Genomic DNA, 14629 nt, shown 5'->3' with positions numbered 1-14629 from the left:
TTGTTCACCTCTCCCATAGGGAGAGGTCGGCGCGCAGCGCCGGGTGAGGGGTTACGGTCCCTCGATTGAGCGCATCCCCCTCACCCGGATCGCATTTCGCTCCGCTGCATGCGATCCGACCTCTCCCCGATGGGGAGAGGTAAGACACTTCCGACGTGGCGCCCACTTAGCCTGATCTCAGTACGCCCTAACCTTCCGGCAGGTCTAGACAGCACGACTGTGTGTGGCCACGGATCGTGGAAGATGCGCGTCGAATGCCGAGGCGACGCTGCGGACCAGGAATTCGGCGCCATCGTTGACCGCGAGGCGGTCACCGAACATCGTCACAGCGCCATCGGCGATGAGGCTTTCGATCCGCGACCGATCGACGATAGCTGACTGTGGATCACGGCCGTGCAGCCGCGATACCTTGGGGAGGTCAACCGCAAGATCGCACATGATCCGTTCGATGATGTCGGCGCGGAAGCGGTCTTCCTCGGTGAAGGCGTAGCCCTTGACCGTGGCGAGCCGGTCCTCGACGATGCGCGCAAGATAGTCGCGCGTCGGCACGGCGTTCTGCACGAAACCTTGCGGCATGCGGCCGATGGCGCTGGCGCCGAGGCCAATGAGGGTGTCGGCCGAATCGTCGGTGTAGCCCTGGAAATTCCTCCGCAACCTGCCTTCTTGTCTCGCCACGGCAAGATTGTCGGTGGGAAGGGCGAAGTGATCGAGGCCGATGCGCATGTAGCCCGCATCGAGCAACGCCTGCGCGATCGTTTCGGACTGAAGATGCCGCTCGATGCTGTCAGGCAAGGACTCTTCGGCAATCTTGCGCTGGTGCTCCTTGAAGGACGGAATGTGCGCGTAGCCGAACACCGAGAAGCGATCCGGACGCAGCTCGACACATTTGGCAACCGTGTCCAGGCACGAATCCACCGTCTGCAGGGGCAGGCCATAGAGCAGGTCGAAATTGAGCCTGCGGACGCCGGCCCGGCGCAGCCGCTCGACGGATGCTGCCGTCTGTTCGAAACTCTGGTGCCGATTGATGGCGCGCTGCACGGCCGGATCGAAGCTTTGGACGCCAAGGCTCGCGCGGTTGACGCCGCAATAGCCCAGCGCCTCCGCCATCGGCTCGGTCAGCGTGCGCGGATCGATCTCGACGGCGATCTCGGCTTCCGGCAGCACGAAGAACGAATAGCGCAAGGCACCGATGAGGTCCGCGAAGGTCTCCGGCGACATGATTGTCGGCGTGCCGCCACCGAAGTGGATATGGGAGAGCGGCAGCCTTTGCCCAATCGTCTCGGCGACAAGGAGTGCCTCCGTGCGCAGGCCCGACGCGTAGATCGCAATCGGCTCGTCACGCTTGCTTACGGATGTATGACATCCGCAGTACCAGCACATGGCTCGGCAGAACGGGACGTGGAGATAGAGTGACGCCGGCTGGCGAATGGGTATCGATTTGAGCCACTGCCGATAATCGACTTCGCCGATCGCAGGTGAAAAATGCGGGGCCGTCGGATAGCTGGTGTAGCGCGGCAGCCGGTCCTGCCCGTAGGATTGCGCCAAGTCGGATCGCATCTGCCTTCCTCCTTCGTCTCCGCATGATCTATCGGACCCGTGGTGGAATGACTTTGTTCTAGCTCAATCGATATCAGGTTGAGAGGTAGCCCCGGTGAGGCTGCGCTCCCTCTTTCGCAAGCGGGAGAGGTGAAGATTCGGCCGCTCAGGTTCGCGGCAGCAGCGTCGCCACATTCCGGGAGATCGCAGCAGTGATCGAGCTGGAAGGCTCGACGACCAGCCTGAAGCCGAGATTGGTCGGCGGAATGCCGACGGCGCATCCGCCGGACTTGGGATCACGGATGAAGTCGGTCATGTAGGCGCGGTGGGCTCCCTCCACGACGCGGACCCCACAATTCGTGTTGGTGATCCGCTCGCCTCTGTCGTCGAGCGAGGCGCGAACGAAGCAGCTATCCGTCCACTCCCAAACATTGCCGGCCAGGTCGTCCAGTCCGTTGCTGTTCGTGCCGAACGTGCCCCCCGGCTGCGCGGCCTTTTCGGCGGGCTTGGAGCGGGCGGATTCGGCTTCATATCTGGCGATCCAGGCCTGCGCCGGATCCGCCGGGTCGACCAGCGGCAACGCTTCGTCGCGCGCCTTCTCGGCGGCCGCGAATGTCCACTCCTCGTCGGTCGGTAGACGATGGGTAATGCCGGTCCTGCGCGAAAGCCATGCGGCATAGGCCGAGGCGTCGTGCCAACTGACGCCGACGACGGGCACGTCCAGGGAGCCGTTGGGGACCGGCACCTTTGGACAGGCTCCGTCGTCGACGCAGCGCACGTACTCGGCGACCGTGACCTGCCGCTTCATGACAGTGAGTTCAGCAGGCAGGCGGAGTTTGCGCAGGGGCCCTTCGACCGGTCTGTCATTCCGCGAGAAATCGCCGGCAGCCCGATAGCTGAACGAAACAGGAGAGAGGCGCACAGCACCGTTGTCATCATGCGGAGGCGCGGGCGAGAACACGGTGGCCAGGATCGGCGCAGCCAGCGCGCCGGCGAGCATGGCCGTTTTCATTTTCATCAGGATGAGCATGATGTCGCCTCCACTTGGTGAAACGGCCCGCGGGTAGGGACCGCGGGCCGTTCCTTCAGCTCCACCTACCGGCTTAGGGTTACCGGGTCGGCGGCGCCGAGCTTGTCGGCCGGGATCGGGCCGGGAGGAGAGACCTGCTTCATGAGGTCATCGCTCCATTTGCCTTCCACCTTGATGTGCGCTGCGGCTCCGAGTTCGAAGGCCTCGATCAAGTTGTGGTTGAGATAGGCGTACACGCCGGGCTGACGAAAGGTATACAGCGCGGCTGCCGCCGAACCGCCGCGCACCAGCCAGGTCTCGAGATCCTTCTCCGGCGGGTTGTTGAACTTGCCGGTCTCCCAGACATAGTCGCCGTGCCCGCCGATCAGGTGCGGACGAGTGTCGCGGTTGGCCTGCGAATGCACGATCATCACGGTCTCGCCGACCTTCGCGGTCAATGCATTCTTGCCGGTCAGCGCACCGACCCGCCCGTTGAAGACCACGTGCGTCGGGATCAGCTTGCGCATGACCTCCGTGGTATCAGCATAGGACTCGCCGACCGTCTCGTAGGTCTTGTACTTGCCGTTCACGTCCTTCGGTATGTAGAGGTCGTTTTCGCCGATGTAGAAAATCTTGTCGTAGTGCAGCGGCTTGCCGTCACGGTCCTTCAATCCATCACGCGGCAGCACCATCACTGTGCCATGCATGCCGGAGACCACGTGCCATGGGACCATGCCCTCCGGAGCGCAGTGATAGACGAAGACGCCCGGACGGGTCGCCTTCCAGCGCAGTACCGCCTGTTCGCCCGGATTGACCTTGGTCAGCGCGCCACCGCCCAACGCTCCGGTCGACGAGTGAAGGTCGATGTTGTGCGGCATGGAATTGGTTGCGGGATTGACCAGCGTCAGCTCCATGTAGTCGCCTTCGTGCACCACCATCATCGGGCCCGGCATCGAGCCATTGAAGGTCATCGCATGAAACTTGGTGCCGGCGTCGTCGACCACGACTTCCTTCTCCTGGACCGTAAGCTTGAACTCCACGATCTTCGGTCCGGCCTTGGTCGCCTGTTCGTGCGGATGTACGAAGGGCGGCGCGACCAGCTCTACTCGTTCGCGCGGCAGCTTGAGGTCGTCGGCAGCCAACGCCGGCGCGCTTATCATCAGCGCCGCGATCGCGGCTCCCATCAGGGCGGTCCTTCTCGTCAGCATGATGCACTCCATCGCTTAATTCGTCCTAATTCGATGCGTGCATCATGTGCGATCTGGTGGCCAGACACTTTGCTCTGGAACAAGGAGATGTCGATTTATTCGACGAAGCGATCTGCTTAAGAATTTGCGGACGATCAAAGATAATTGGAAGCAGACACGTTAAGGTAGCAGCATGAAATCGAATGCAGTACCTACCGCGGATATGATGGTCGACGACGTGATGCGTCGATGGCCGCTCGCGATAGGCGTCTTTCTCGACTTCAGGATGTTATGTGTCGGCTGTCCGATCGGCGCTTTCCACTCGATCGAAGAAGCATGCGGCGAACACGGCGTAGACACCGACGTCTTCGTATCGAAGCTTATGGATACGGCCCGAGCGGCTTAGATCATGATCTAAGGCGCGCGCTTGTTTGCCTGAACGGCTTCTTCACCTTCGGCGAGACTATGCAGCCGATGTGTGTCGCACAGAACGATGCGCTGCCTCCCACCCTCGACCAGGCCCTGCTGCTCCCACGCGCTGAGAATCCGGCTGACGGTATGCAGCGTCGTTCCGGTCATCTCGGCGACGTCCTGCCGGCTGATCGGGAAGTCGATCTCGACACCGGCATCGACTTTCTTGCCGGCCTGTTTGGCGAGGCGCAGCAGCGCATGGGCGACGCGCTGCTCGACCTGCTCGCTCGACATCTCCATGACGCGTGCCTGCGTATCTTGAAGACGGCTGCCCACAGTCTGAAGCGCGGTGCTGGCGAGGCTTGGATATTTGACGATCAGGCGGTGCCAGGAAGAGGAAGGCCAGGCGAGCGCGATGCTGTCCACGGCGGCGACGGCGGTTGCCGGATAGTGCGTCAGGTTCATGGCCTGTGCGACGCCGAAGAGCTCGCCGGCCGAGACGTAGCGGACCACAGACTGCTGCCCCTGCGATGTGGTCTTCTCGACGCGAAGATGTCCATGAAGCAAAACGAAGAAGCGATCCGCTTCCGCACCCTGGTCGAACACCGCGGCTCCCTTCGGGTATCGAATCGAGCGCGCCTCGCGCAGCAGTTCGTCCTGTTCGGTCGGCGTAAGCCCGGCGAACATCGGCAGGTTCGCGACCAGCGAGCGGTCGACTGCAGCCATGGATATCCTCGTTCCAATATGCCGCGGGGACTGTCCGCGGCCGATGCAAGCCTCAACGGCTCGTCAGGTTCTTAGTCCAGGATTCTACGACGAAGTTGAGCTGGCGCAACCTGGGCCGGGCGAGGCGGGGATATCTGACACGCGGGAGCCCGGTGGAGTTCGGGCGCAAGTTTCAGGAAATGGAAAGCATGAGACAGATTGCGATATTGGCGGGCGCTGCGGCGGTTCTAATCCTGGCCGGAAGCGCCCAGGCGGCGGACGTGGAAGTCAAGCTCCTGAACAGGGGGACCGAAGGTGTGATGGTATTCGAGCCGTCCTTCGTGAAGATCGCACCCGGCGACACCGTGAAGTTCCTGTCCACCGACAAGGGTCACAACGCCGAGTCCATCAAGGGCATGCTTCCCGACGGCGCAACGCCCTTCGTCGGCAAGAACGGCGAAGATATCGCCGTCAAGTTCGACAAGGAGGGTGTCTACGGCGTGAAATGTCTGCCTCACTACGGCATGGGCATGGTCGCCATGATCGTGGTCGGAACGCCCGGCAACGTCGATCAGGCCAAGGCGGTCCCACAGAGCGGCAAGGCAAAGCAGGTGTTTGCGACGCTCTTCGACAAACTCGAAGCCGGCAAGACCGCGTCCAAGTGACGGTTGACCGGCCCCAGCTTCGCTTCCGAGCCGGATGGACGAGTACCGCCTCGTCCATCCAAACGTCGTAACAGACGCCGGAGTCGCCGGCACGAGAAACGCAGCGCCAGAAACCCGTCCGTGCGTGCACGGTCGGGTTCAAGATCGCAATCCTCATTGCGAAAGGCCTCAGGCGCATTGATATAGCGCAAAGCCGGACCTACTGACGCACCTTCTCTTCGACCGGACAGCAGGCAGCCTTGCTCTCGGGGAAAATCAGGATCGACGTTCGGTCCTCGAGCTTCCGTAGAATATCGTCGGTGATGGCCTCGAAAAGTTTGCGTTCGATCACGCGATCTCTTCGGCTGCGTCGTCGCAATCTTTCGAAAATCCGCATCGCGTCCTCCGTTGATGACGCATCCAATATTGCAGATCAGGGGCGTTGCGATCTTTGTCGGGGATCAAACACCTACGTGAAGGACACTGCAATTTGTGCTCCGACAAAGAGCCTGTGATCGCGGCGACCTACGGTTACCGCCATCAAGCGACGATGCAGAGAAAGTTCTGAGATCACTATGATCGGCGCCAGCATATCACGATGGACGATGAGCTACTTCGCGATGGCGATCGCCTGGCTGTTCGTCGCGCTGGCGCTGATGGTTGCGGGCGTCGGCTTTCCCGCGGCCGATCTTGCATCGCCGGACACGCTCGTCCTCGTGCACGTGGTCTGCATCGGATGGCTGAGCCTCGCAATGTGCGGCGCGCTGTTCCAGTTCGTGCCTGTGCTCGTGGCGAAGCCGCTGTTCTCGGAGAAGTGGGCTTTGCCTGCTCTGGGTCTTCTGACCGCCGGTCTCGCCTCGCTGCTCGCGGGCTTCCTGGCATTGGGTGGTCGGCTGCCGGCCTGGCTGTGGCTGCTTCCGCTCGGCGCAGTCCTGCTGGTCGCTGGATTCGGGCTGATCGTCGTCGATCTCGGGCTGACCGCATGGCTGCGGCCGGTGGGGCCGGCTCGCTTTGTCCTCGTTGGCTTGGCCTCGCTCTGTGTCACCGTCGTCTTCGGCGCGATGTTCGCGTTCGCGCTGGCGGGGTGGGCGGGATCGGCCGGGCAATCGATTCTGGCTGGCGGCGTGCCGCTGCACGCGATCGCCGGTCTTGGCGGCTGGCTGACGATGACGGCGATGGGCGTCAGTTACCGACTGTTGTCCATGTTCATGCTTTCGCCTGACGTCGACGACCGGAAAAGCGGCACGACGCTATTGGCCGGCGGGCTCGCGATCGCCGTCACGGTGGCCGGCGGTGTCCTCGCGGTCGAGCTCTTGGCCGGATTGGACGTGGTGCTATCGATTGCCGCCGTCCTCGGCCTCGCAGCTGCCGCTCTATACGGGCGCGATGTGTTCGCAATCTTCCGCACTCGCAAGCGGCGCCAGCTCGAGCTCAATATGCGGATGGCGACGCTGTCCTTCGCGAGCCTGGCGGGGACTGCGCTTCTGGGTGCAGCGCTTGTCGTGACCGGCGACTTTACCGCGCATGTCGGAGCGTTCGTCTTCCTCGCTGTCTTCGGCTGGCTGTCGGGCCTGGTCCTCGCCAAACTCTACAAGATCGTAGCTTTCCTGACCTGGCTCGAGACCTATGGTCCGGTGATGGGACGAACTCCGACTCCCCGCGTTCAGGACCTCGTCGCAGAGCGGAGGGCATCGAAGTGGTTCGTGATCTACTACGCGGCCGTCTGGACCGGAACGCTGATGCTGCTGGTCGACCAACCGTCGGGATTCCAAGCGGCTGCGATGGCGATGACGGCCGGAGTTATCGGCATCGTTCGCGAAGTGATCCGGACACGGCAGCTCACTGATGTCGCGAACCCGCTGCGCTTTCCGGGCGGCGCCCGCGCGCCCCATCTGCTGTTTGCAAGGAACTAAAACGAAACGGAGGGAAGAAGCATGACCGAATACATCGACGTAGATGTCCGTCCGATCCTGCGCACCGGCGGCGAGCCGTTCTCGGTCATCATGGCCGCAATCGAACGCCTGGAGCCAGGGCAGGGGCTCCGCCTTTACGCCACGTTCAAGCCGATCCCGCTATTCGCCGTGATGGCAGAGAGAGGGTTCATGCATTCCGAGCGCGCGCTCGACGGCGGCGAATGGGAAGTTCTGTTCACGCCGGCGGAGGCGACGGAGAACACGGCCGCTCCGAGCGGAACGCCGAGCTTCGACAATTGGCCGGAGCCCGCCGTGAAGCTCGACAATCGCGATCTCGATCCTCCTGAGCCTATGGTCCGGATCCTTGCGGCCGCCGAGAAACTGGGTCCCGGCGAGACTCTTTCCGCGCTGCTGCGCCGCGAGCCCGTCTTTCTGTTCCCGCAGCTCGAGAAGCGTGGATATCGCTGGCTCGGCGGGTTCACGCCTGATGGCGCGACCTACGAACTGACGGTGAGGGCTCCGTCATGACAAGCGAACTCGCCAGCCGGATTCGGGACGCGCTGCGTGTCGTGATCGATCCCGAGCTCGGTCACAACATCGTCGATCTCGGCTTCGTCTATGACATCTCGGTCGTCGGAGACGCCGTCCGCATCACAATGACGGCGACCACCCCGGGATGCCCCGCGACCGGTTTCCTGCAAGAAGGCGTGACAAGCTGTGTCGCGGAGGTGCCGGGCGTCGGCTCGGTCGATGTCGAGATGACGTTCGATCCGCCGTGGACGCCAGAACGCATTGAGCCGGCCGTCCGCGACTCGCTCGGCTTCGCTACAGTCAATTGACCTCGGGAATACGACATCCCCGGCAAGGGACGTCGCATTCACGACACGCGAACAGGTCGGCAAAAGTTGCTCGGTCCGGCAATTTTGATCCGGCTTCGCCGGTATCTCGCAGATTTATCTATCTGACTTCATTGTGCTTTTTCGTTGGCAGGCGGCTTGCAACGATCGCAGCGGTTGCGGCCATGACACCCAAAACATCCCGGCGGCCGCCCGGATCCAATTGGAGATGATGTAATGGGTATCTTCGGCGCCCTGACCACGTCCGTCGCCGGACTGCGGGCAAACTCGTACGCGCTGGAAAACATTTCCGGTAACATCGCGAACTCGCAGACGACCGGCTTCAAGCGGATTGACACCAGCTTCCTTGATCTCATTCCAGACACTGGCACGAACGCACAGCTCGCGGGCAGCGTGGTGGCAAACTCGCGCAGCACCAACACGATTGCCGGCTCGGTTCAGTCGGCTTCGGTCTCCACCTACATGGCGATCAACGGCGACGGCTTCTTCGCCGTGCAAAAGCCGGGCAGCATGTCCGACAACCAGCCGATATTCGACGGCGTCAACCGGTACACAAGGCGCGGCGACTTTACGCTGGACCAAAACGGATACCTCGTTAACGGTGCAGGCTATTATCTCGAGGGCGTGAAGATTGATCCGACGACCGGAAATCCCGCCGGAAGTACGCCGGAAGTCCTGAGGTTCCAGAACGATTTCCTGCCGTCGCAAGCAACCACCAAGATCGACTATCGCGCCAATCTCGCCAGCACCCCGCTGACAGCCAAGCGCCAAGCGTCAGTGCCAGGCTCGGAATTGCTGAGGCCTGCCGATTTCATATCCAATCCACGAACCCTTGGAACGGCCGCGACGCCGTTTGCCAATACACCCGTGACCGGTAATGCGCGGAACAACCTCGAGACGATCGCGAAACCTATTTCCGCAGCAACGTCCCTCGTGAGTGCGGCGGGCACGGATTCGCTCACGGCGGGCTTTGCCAGCGGTGACACTCTGGTGCTGAAGACCACCACGGGCGGTGTCACGACAACCAACACGATCTCATTCTATACTGGAGCCGCGCCCGCGCCTGTCGCTGGCACTACCTTTGTCGATCTCTCCACCGCGACGGTTGGAAGCCTTTTAACCACAATTGACGGTCTCACAGGCAATGCTTCGCCATCACCGGCGTCCAGCGTGTCGAGCACCGGTGCAATCACCTTGAATACGGGTACGGCAAATGACTTCAGCCTGGCCGCAGGTTCATCCGCATCGGCTGTCGCAGCGTTTCAAGCGTTGGGCTTCTCGGGCACCGTTGTCGGGATGCGCGCCGGCGGCGGGACAGCCGGCACCGGCGTCGTCATTGGCAGCGACAAGCAAGCCTTTCTGGATGAGTCGATCAGCGGGGGCGCGAGGACCGTGTATGACGGCAATGGCGCTCCGGTGAACCTGCAGTTCCGATGGGCCAAAGTCGAATCGTCCACCATGGGTGGGACAGACACCTGGAATCTCTTCTACCAGGTCAATTCCAACGCGACCGGAAACACCGTTGCCTGGCAGAACGTCGGAACGGACTTCAAGTTTGGTCCGAACGGACAGATGCAGCCGGTGGTCAGTCAGATCACGCTGTCCGGGCTTACCGTGGATGGGACCAGCCTCGGTAACGTCACAATGGCATTTGGCACCGGCGGACTAACGTCGTTTGCGGACACCAATGGCAACGTGCAGGTGAACCAACTGCAGCAGGACGGTTACGCCGCGGGTCAACTGCAAAGCGTGTCGGTCAGCGACGAGGGACGTGTCGTCGGCACCTACTCGAACGGCCGCACCATCGATCTTGCGGAGGTCTCCATTGCTACCTTCAACGGCGCCAACTTCCTGAAGCGTGTCGACGGCGGCGCCTTTGAAGTGACCAACGAATCCGGAGACGCGCTCTATGGGAAAGGCGGGAGCATTTCGGGCTCGTCGCTGGAATCGTCGAACACGGATATCGCCGACGAATTCACGAAATTGATCGTGACGCAGCAGGCCTATTCCGCAAACACCAAGGTGATCACGACAACGAACACGATGGTCCAGGATCTCCTCAACGTGATGCGGTAATTGACACCGGGCGCGCACGTAACCGCTTGAGAGCAGTCTTGTCATGAGTCTGAATGATGCCCTCGCCATCGCCATGTCCGGCCTCCGCGCCAATCAGGCGGCGATTTCGCTGGTCTCGTCGAACGTCGCCAATGCGGAAACGCCCGGCTACGTTCGCAAGACGGTCGACCAGGTCACGTCCTATGCCGGTGCGCATGGCAGCAACGTTGTCGTCGCCGGGATCAATCGTGAACTCGATCAATATATCCAGGCGCAGTTGCGCACGGAAACGTCGGGCGCGTCGTACGCCTCGCTTCGCTCGAACGTTCTGCAGCAACTGCAAAGCCTCTATGGAGATCCGGGTTCAATCGGAACGCTGGAGAGCGCATTTAACAACCTCACGACAGCGCTGCAGGCGCTCAATACCAGCGCTGACAGCCAGTCGGCCCGAATAGGCGTTCTCAACGCGGCGTCGACGCTGACGCAACAACTGAACTCGATGACGCAAGGTATTCAAACCTTGCGCGGGACCGCAGAGACCGGCATCAAGGACTCGGTCACGACGGCGAACAATCTGCTCAAGCAGATAGCGTCAATCAACAACAAATTGATGGCTAATCCATCCGGCGGCACGTCTACCGATGCGTCGACCGCCGCATTGCTCGATCAACGCGATCAATATGTGAATCAGCTTTCAGAGCTGATGGACATCCGTGTCACGACCAATAGCGTCAACCAGGTCACGGTTTTTACCGGCTCCGGCATCCAGCTCGTGGGCAACGAAGCCGCGACCCTGTCGTTCAATGCTCAGGCCACCGTTGGTGCAAATACGACGTGGAGCAGCGATCCCAATCAGAGCCAGCTTGGCTCCGTCGTACTTGAGTTTCCGGGCAGCGGCGCATCGATCGATCTCACGGCTACCGGTGCGATCAAATCGGGCAAGATCGCGGCTTATACCGAGCTACGAGACAAGACGTTAGTCACGGCACAGAACCAGCTCGACCAGTTTGCTGCGTCGTTGTCGAGCGCGTTGTCCGATCAGACAACAGCGGGCACCCCGATAACGGGCTCGCCAGTCCCGGCCGGAACGCCTTCGGGGTTTGCGCTCGATATCTCGGGCATGAAATCCGGCAACGTCATCCATCTCACTTACACTGATGCGGCGACCAATCAGCAGCGCGAAATCTCCTTCGTGCGCGTTGATGACCCCGGCGTGCTGCCGTTGTCGAACGATACGACCGCGAATCCGAATGATCAGGTGATCGGGATCGATTTCTCCGGATCGTTCTCGTCGGTGCTCGATCAGCTCAATGCTGCACTGGGCGGCAGCGTCACATTCAGCGGAACAAGCACATCGCTGAGCGTTCTGAGCAATCCCGCTTTCGCCCGGATCGATAGCGCTTCGGTTACGGTCACCAAGAACCCGAATGCGTTGAACGATGGCAGCCCGCAGATCGCCCTCTTCACTGACAGCGGGGCACCTTACAGCGGTGCGATCAGCGCGTCCGGATCTCAGATAACGGGTCTTGCGGGACGCCTGACGGTCAACAGCGCGCTGATCAATGATCCTGCCAAGCTCGTGACGTACGGGAGTTCGACGCCCGCAGGAGACACCACACGGCCCTCGTTCATCCTCAATCAGCTAAGCAACGCGAGTTACACGTTCGGAGCGCAGAGCGGGGTTGGTACTGCGAGCGCACCGTTCAAGGGCACGCTGCTCAGCTTCATGCGGCAATTCACCAGTCAGCAGGGGGCGGACGCCGACGCGGCGAAGCAGCTTGCCGATGGTCAGAACGTCGTGCTCAATACGCTCCAGCAGAAGATGTCGACGTCCTCGGGCGTGAACATGGATGAAGAGATGGCGCATCTCTTGTCGTTACAGAATGCTTATTCGGCAAACGCGCGCGTGATGTCGGCGGTCAACGACATGTACAAAACCCTGATGCAGGTATTGTGAGGCAGCAATGACGATATCCGGGGTTAGTCAACGCACATCCTACATCGGCTCGGGCATTCTCGATTTGCGCAGTCAGCTTGATACGCTGACGCAGCAACTCGCGTCCGGCAAGATCTCCAATACTTACGCGGGGCAGGGTAGTGGTCGCAGCCTTGCGATCGCGCTACGCGCGCAGATCACAGGGATAGGAGCCTATTCCGATACTGCGACCAATCTGAACACGCGCATTGGTGTCACTAACCTTTCACTGCAGCAGTTGGTGAAGATCGGGTCGGAAGTGAAGGGCGCCGCCGTCAGCGCAAGCTCGGATCTCGACGATGCGGGTCGTACCTCGGGGCAGAAGACCGCATTGCTCGACTTCACCGATTCAGTCGACATGCTCAACGCGAAGTCAGGCGATCGCTATCTGTTTTCCGGCCGTGCTACGGATACCGCCCCTGTGGCATCGGCCGATGAGATCATGAACGGTCGTGGCGCGCAGGTCGCCGGACTGAAGCAGGTCATCGCCGAGCGAAAGATCGCTGATCTCGGTGTCAATCAGAACGGTCGCGTCGGCAGTGCCGTCGGTACGCCGGCAACTTCAGTTGTTCTCACCGAGGAGGATGCAACACCGGCGCCTCCGCAGCAGGCGCAGCCGTTCGGGATCAAGCTCACCGGCGTATCTACAAATATAACGGGCGCTACTGTCACCCAGCCCGTCGACCTGCCCGCGACTGTTCCGCCGGCGCCGCCGGCGACACCGGTGCAGAAGTCCATGTCGGTCGATCTTGGCGCGACCAATCCGAAGCCGGGTGACCAGGTCAAGTTCACCTTCACCATGCCTGATGGCACCAAGGAAGATATCGTCATGACGGCATCGAACACCACGCCGCTTGCCGCCAACAGCTTCCTGATTGGTGCCGATACCACCGCGACCGCGGCCAATCTGAACACGGCGCTCGGGACCTCGATGAAGAATCTGGCGAACGGTCCGATGGTGGCGGCGTCGGCGATGGAAGCCGGTGAGAACTTTTTCGATCAACCTCCGCTGCGCGTCGGGACGACGCCGCTTGCGTCGGCCACCACGCTTGTGGCCGGCACTCCCGACAACACCGTGATCTGGTACAACGGCGAACAGAATACTGCGGCGAACGGACCGGCGCGCGGATCGGCAGTAGCCCAGATCGATACATCCATCACGGTGCAGTATGGCGCCAGAGCCGACGAACCGGCATTGCGGTCGCAACTGCAGACGGTGGCAGTATTCGCGGCCGTAACCACGTCGGCGACGGACCCCTATGCCAATGCCCAGGTCACTGCGCTCAACCAGCGCGTCGCAAACAGTTTGGCGACGGTGCCGGGGACCCAGACGATTGAAAATATCCAGGCCGACTTCGCCGGCGCGCAGGGCTCGATCAAAGCGGCCACCGATCGGCAGGTTCAGACCAAGGCGATGGCGCAAAGGATGCTGGATTCTATCGAAGGCATCAATGACGACGAAGTCGCGACCAAAATCCTGGCACTGCAGACTGCACTGCAGGCGTCTTATCAAACGACATCGATGCTTTACCAGATGAGTCTGGTCAAGTTCCTCTAAGGGAGAGACTCAATTTTCTTCTCGATCGCGAGTGCCGCCTCCAGCAAAATCTCGGCGACCTCTTGCTCTCGGCGCGGTCCGAGTCTCGTGCGAACGGCTGATACGGTGATCGCCGCGGCCGGCTGGCGATCGGGGGTCTTGATCCAGGTGGACAGCGATTTCGTTCCCTGCACCAGACCGGCCTCGCGCAGATTATAGCCTCTGCGCTTAGCCAAGGCGATTTGTGAAAGCACCGTCGCCACGCTGGTGCGATACCCGGCAAACCGCACTTCATTGGCAGTCACGATCTTGCGGGCGTCGGGCGTCGGCATCGCGGCAAGAATCGCAACACCTGCACTGCTGACGCCGAGCGGACGTCTGGCGCCGACTTCGATCGACAGCACCTGGATCGGATAGGAGCCGATCCTGCGATCGACGCACAGCGTATCATTGCCGGTACGTACCGTCAGGAATAACGTGTCGCCGACCCGCTGCGAGGTTCGCGCCAGGATATCGTCCGCCGCGGCAAGCAGGGGTGAACGCGAGGGGCGCGCCAGCGCCAATTCCGGCACCTGTCCGCCGATCGCATAGCGGCCGGTCTTCTCGTGCCGTTCGACGATGCCTTCCTCGATCAGCACGTGAACGATCCGGTGCACCGTCGGCCGCGTCAGCCCGGTCGCCTGCACCACTTCGGTAAGCGGTACTCCGCTCTCCCTGCCAGCGGCGAGGATGCGCAGCACCATCAGCGCTCGCCGGATCGCCTGGGCACCTTGCCTCGGTTCCGTGGTCATGGCTTGCCG

At 61.6% G+C, this 14629-nt stretch carries 14 protein-coding genes; 8 read left to right on the top strand and 6 right to left on the bottom strand.

Annotated elements, in window-relative coordinates; all coding sequences use genetic code 11:
• Window positions 1-204 precede the first annotated feature (204 nt).
• From hemN to nirK, 3 genes are all read right to left on the bottom strand, one after another.
• Window positions 205-1557, bottom strand: a complete 1353-nt coding sequence (gene hemN / locus AC5ZGW_RS05730; RefSeq protein WP_130223996.1) for an oxygen-independent coproporphyrinogen III oxidase — start codon at window positions 1555-1557, stop codon at window positions 205-207.
• A gap of 145 nt (window positions 1558-1702) precedes the next feature.
• The gene (locus tag AC5ZGW_RS05725) at window positions 1703-2566 is read right to left on the bottom strand and encodes an SUMF1/EgtB/PvdO family nonheme iron enzyme (protein ID WP_130223998.1); all 864 of its coding nucleotides are present in this window, start codon (window positions 2564-2566) and stop codon (window positions 1703-1705) included.
• A gap of 65 nt (window positions 2567-2631) precedes the next feature.
• A complete protein-coding gene (nirK, locus tag AC5ZGW_RS05720; protein WP_130224000.1) occupies window positions 2632-3753 on the bottom strand; it encodes a copper-containing nitrite reductase in 1122 nt (373 codons plus the stop codon).
• Window positions 3754-3925: 172 nt separating this feature from the next.
• Here nirK and AC5ZGW_RS05715 point away from each other — a divergent pair, with 172 nt between their 5' ends.
• Entirely contained in the window at window positions 3926-4138 is a 213-nt protein-coding gene (locus tag AC5ZGW_RS05715; protein ID WP_130224002.1) for a DUF1858 domain-containing protein, read from the top strand.
• 8 nt (window positions 4139-4146) lie between these two features.
• On the opposite strand, the gene AC5ZGW_RS05710 is transcribed toward AC5ZGW_RS05715, so the two are convergent.
• Complete coding sequence (locus AC5ZGW_RS05710) at window positions 4147-4869, bottom strand: Crp/Fnr family transcriptional regulator (protein ID WP_130224004.1); 723 nt, start codon at window positions 4867-4869, stop codon at window positions 4147-4149.
• A gap of 188 nt (window positions 4870-5057) precedes the next feature.
• Here AC5ZGW_RS05710 and AC5ZGW_RS05705 point away from each other — a divergent pair, with 188 nt between their 5' ends.
• Window positions 5058-5513: a pseudoazurin gene (locus AC5ZGW_RS05705; RefSeq protein ID WP_130224006.1), complete on the top strand. Its 456-nt coding sequence runs from the start codon at window positions 5058-5060 to the stop codon at window positions 5511-5513.
• 199 nt (window positions 5514-5712) lie between these two features.
• Here the strand turns inward: AC5ZGW_RS05705 and AC5ZGW_RS05700 are convergent, their stop codons facing one another.
• A complete protein-coding gene (locus AC5ZGW_RS05700) occupies window positions 5713-5844 on the bottom strand; it encodes a hypothetical protein (protein ID WP_283806988.1) in 132 nt (43 codons plus the stop codon).
• Between the two features lie 253 nt (window positions 5845-6097).
• Here AC5ZGW_RS05700 and AC5ZGW_RS05695 point away from each other — a divergent pair, with 253 nt between their 5' ends.
• From AC5ZGW_RS05695 to AC5ZGW_RS05670, 6 genes are all read left to right on the top strand, one after another.
• Window positions 6098-7405, top strand: a complete 1308-nt coding sequence (locus AC5ZGW_RS05695; protein WP_245474561.1) for a hypothetical protein — start codon at window positions 6098-6100, stop codon at window positions 7403-7405.
• Between the two features lie 21 nt (window positions 7406-7426).
• Complete coding sequence (locus AC5ZGW_RS05690; RefSeq protein WP_130224010.1) at window positions 7427-7933, top strand: DUF2249 domain-containing protein; 507 nt, start codon at window positions 7427-7429, stop codon at window positions 7931-7933.
• Window positions 7930-8244 carry a metal-sulfur cluster assembly factor gene (locus AC5ZGW_RS05685; protein ID WP_028162241.1) on the top strand — a complete coding sequence of 105 codons (315 nt, stop codon included), beginning with the start codon at window positions 7930-7932 and terminating at the stop codon, window positions 8242-8244. Before AC5ZGW_RS05690 ends, AC5ZGW_RS05685 begins: the two co-directional genes overlap by 4 nt.
• Window positions 8245-8478: 234 nt before the next feature.
• A complete protein-coding gene (locus AC5ZGW_RS05680; RefSeq protein ID WP_130224012.1) occupies window positions 8479-10338 on the top strand; it encodes a flagellar hook-basal body complex protein in 1860 nt (619 codons plus the stop codon).
• A gap of 43 nt (window positions 10339-10381) precedes the next feature.
• Complete coding sequence (gene flgK, locus AC5ZGW_RS05675; RefSeq protein ID WP_130224014.1) at window positions 10382-12274, top strand: flagellar hook-associated protein FlgK; 1893 nt, start codon at window positions 10382-10384, stop codon at window positions 12272-12274.
• Window positions 12275-12281: 7 nt separating this feature from the next.
• Window positions 12282-13850, top strand: coding sequence for a flagellar biosynthesis protein FlgL (locus tag AC5ZGW_RS05670; RefSeq protein WP_130224016.1), 1569 nt, complete (start codon window positions 12282-12284; stop codon window positions 13848-13850).
• On the opposite strand, the gene AC5ZGW_RS05665 is transcribed toward AC5ZGW_RS05670, so the two are convergent.
• Window positions 13847-14620 carry an IclR family transcriptional regulator gene (locus tag AC5ZGW_RS05665; protein WP_130224018.1) on the bottom strand — a complete coding sequence of 258 codons (774 nt, stop codon included), beginning with the start codon at window positions 14618-14620 and terminating at the stop codon, window positions 13847-13849. The genes AC5ZGW_RS05670 and AC5ZGW_RS05665 overlap by 4 nt on opposite strands.
• Window positions 14621-14629: the final 9 nt, after the last annotated feature.

The organism is Bradyrhizobium sp. Crot121, assembly GCF_059512385.1.
This window is presented reverse-complemented; position numbering and strand designations above follow the sequence as displayed.

What these genes read in the sequence shown, in the direction of transcription:
- hemN (WP_130223996.1), bottom strand. Translation starts at nt 1,557, where the DNA reads ATGCGATCCGACTTGGCGCAATCCTACGGGCAGGACCGGCTGCCGCGC.
- AC5ZGW_RS05725 (WP_130223998.1), bottom strand. Translation starts at nt 2,566, where the DNA reads ATGCTCATCCTGATGAAAATGAAAACGGCCATGCTCGCCGGCGCGCTG.
- nirK (WP_130224000.1), bottom strand. Translation starts at nt 3,753, where the DNA reads ATGCTGACGAGAAGGACCGCCCTGATGGGAGCCGCGATCGCGGCGCTG.
- AC5ZGW_RS05715 (WP_130224002.1), top strand. Translation starts at nt 3,926, where the DNA reads ATGAAATCGAATGCAGTACCTACCGCGGATATGATGGTCGACGACGTG.
- AC5ZGW_RS05710 (WP_130224004.1), bottom strand. Translation starts at nt 4,869, where the DNA reads ATGGCTGCAGTCGACCGCTCGCTGGTCGCGAACCTGCCGATGTTCGCC.
- AC5ZGW_RS05705 (WP_130224006.1), top strand. Translation starts at nt 5,058, where the DNA reads ATGAGACAGATTGCGATATTGGCGGGCGCTGCGGCGGTTCTAATCCTG.
- AC5ZGW_RS05695 (WP_245474561.1), top strand. Translation starts at nt 6,098, where the DNA reads ATGAGCTACTTCGCGATGGCGATCGCCTGGCTGTTCGTCGCGCTGGCG.
- AC5ZGW_RS05690 (WP_130224010.1), top strand. Translation starts at nt 7,427, where the DNA reads ATGACCGAATACATCGACGTAGATGTCCGTCCGATCCTGCGCACCGGC.
- AC5ZGW_RS05685 (WP_028162241.1), top strand. Translation starts at nt 7,930, where the DNA reads ATGACAAGCGAACTCGCCAGCCGGATTCGGGACGCGCTGCGTGTCGTG.
- AC5ZGW_RS05680 (WP_130224012.1), top strand. Translation starts at nt 8,479, where the DNA reads ATGGGTATCTTCGGCGCCCTGACCACGTCCGTCGCCGGACTGCGGGCA.
- flgK (WP_130224014.1), top strand. Translation starts at nt 10,382, where the DNA reads ATGAGTCTGAATGATGCCCTCGCCATCGCCATGTCCGGCCTCCGCGCC.
- AC5ZGW_RS05670 (WP_130224016.1), top strand. Translation starts at nt 12,282, where the DNA reads ATGACGATATCCGGGGTTAGTCAACGCACATCCTACATCGGCTCGGGC.
- AC5ZGW_RS05665 (WP_130224018.1), bottom strand. Translation starts at nt 14,620, where the DNA reads ATGACCACGGAACCGAGGCAAGGTGCCCAGGCGATCCGGCGAGCGCTG.